Here is a 1,477-nt window from a genome sequence, read left to right on the forward strand (position 1 = left end):
CTAAACATTACACACAAAGAATTAAGGTTTTAAAGGGATAGCGGGATGCAAAATCTGATACATGCTGGTCAAGTCAATAAGGCGCTGGAACCCTCTCCATAAAACAGTGACGCCAGGTTCCCCATCACTCTTGCGTCCCATAAACCCTCCTAACATGGCTATCCACTGTACTGCATCATGCAAACTGGGCGGTTTCGTGGGTGGAACGCTTACCTTATATTGATAACAATAAAGCGCTTCCCATTCTTCTTTATCCAGGAGCAGACTGCAAGGCGCTCCTGGCAAACTTCGCGCTAACATCGTCGCATATATTATGCGCCAGGCTATCACGCTATAAAGGGCTAGACACCTTTTCAGAGCTTCAGCGCTTTCGAGTTGTTTCGACTCCAGCTTGCATCCGCTTTTCAAAACCTTGTGCCAGACTTCTATACCCCAACGGCACATGTACCATTCCACTATTTCCAGGGCATCCCGACCATTCCTGACCTCACAAGTCGTCAGCAATAGCCATTCCAGTCCTTCGACCCCCGGCGGCGGATTTTCTTCCTTTGCCAGTACTACCCATACCTGTACTGCCTCTAACTTTTCTTTCGTCCGATATCTGGGGGGTCGCAGCGTTACCTTGCAACATCGCACCTTCACTGTGGCTTGTCGTGGCGCTTGCTTCCCCTTTCTGGCTACAGATACCTGCACTGTCGCACTGATTTCCGCCGCTTCCGCTCTCGCCCACAAATATTTTTCCTCTTCCTCTACCCGCCGATTTTGTGCTGCCCTTATCAATAAATCTACCCCGGGCAGACGGGATGCCAGAAACATGTCATAAACGTCACTTTCGGCATCACCAACGCTTATAAAATTGGTACCGGTACAGTTTGAGGAGATACTATTCAACGCTATCAGGCTATTTAGCCATTTATTACTTTCCTTGTCTTCGATGCTGCGACTATGCTGGTCTTCTTTTTTAGCGAAATCCCCAGCATTTCTGGACCAGACCTGCTGGCTTAATATCCCTAGCGGTATTCTTCCTTTTGGCGTAATCAAGAGAGTACTATGTACCACTAAACCCTGCTGATGGGCTGTAGCAAGAGGACCTAAACCTGTTGTGGCAGGGTGTTTCGTCCAATCCAGATATGTAGTATCTTGCACTCCTAATACTACCGGCAAGCCCCGGCAACGCTCTGTGGATGCCGCCAAATGACTTTCCAGAATTGCGTTTGGTTCAATCGAATTATTTTCAAAGAAACGGTAGGCTCCAGCTATGGCCGCCCTGTCCGGGCAAGCCTGTGGTATGGAAGCGCTGGGCTGCCCTCCGAATATTCGCCCCATTTCTACCAGGCGAGCTGTCCGCCGACTATCCCCTAATTCGGCTAGTCCAAATTCCGTTTCCGCCCAATCTTCGTTTTCCTCGATTGTAATCATCTCTCAAACCCTCCGCTTTTCTTATTTGCTTTTTTTCCTTCCTCTCTATTTTACCACC

The 1,477-nt window shown here is 48.7% G+C and carries 1 protein-coding gene; it reads right to left on the reverse strand.

From position 1 onward, the window contains the following. Positions 1-21 precede the first annotated feature (21 nt). A complete protein-coding gene (locus tag WCK19_RS18515; RefSeq protein WP_342398889.1) occupies positions 22-1,419 on the reverse strand; it encodes an IS4 family transposase in 1,398 nt (465 codons plus the stop codon). Between the last annotated feature and the right edge of the window lie 58 nt (positions 1,420-1,477).

The sequence above is a fragment of the Candidatus Chlorohelix sp. genome, assembly GCF_037138995.1.
Classification (GTDB): domain Bacteria; phylum Chloroflexota; class Chloroflexia; order Chloroheliales; family Chloroheliaceae; genus Chlorohelix.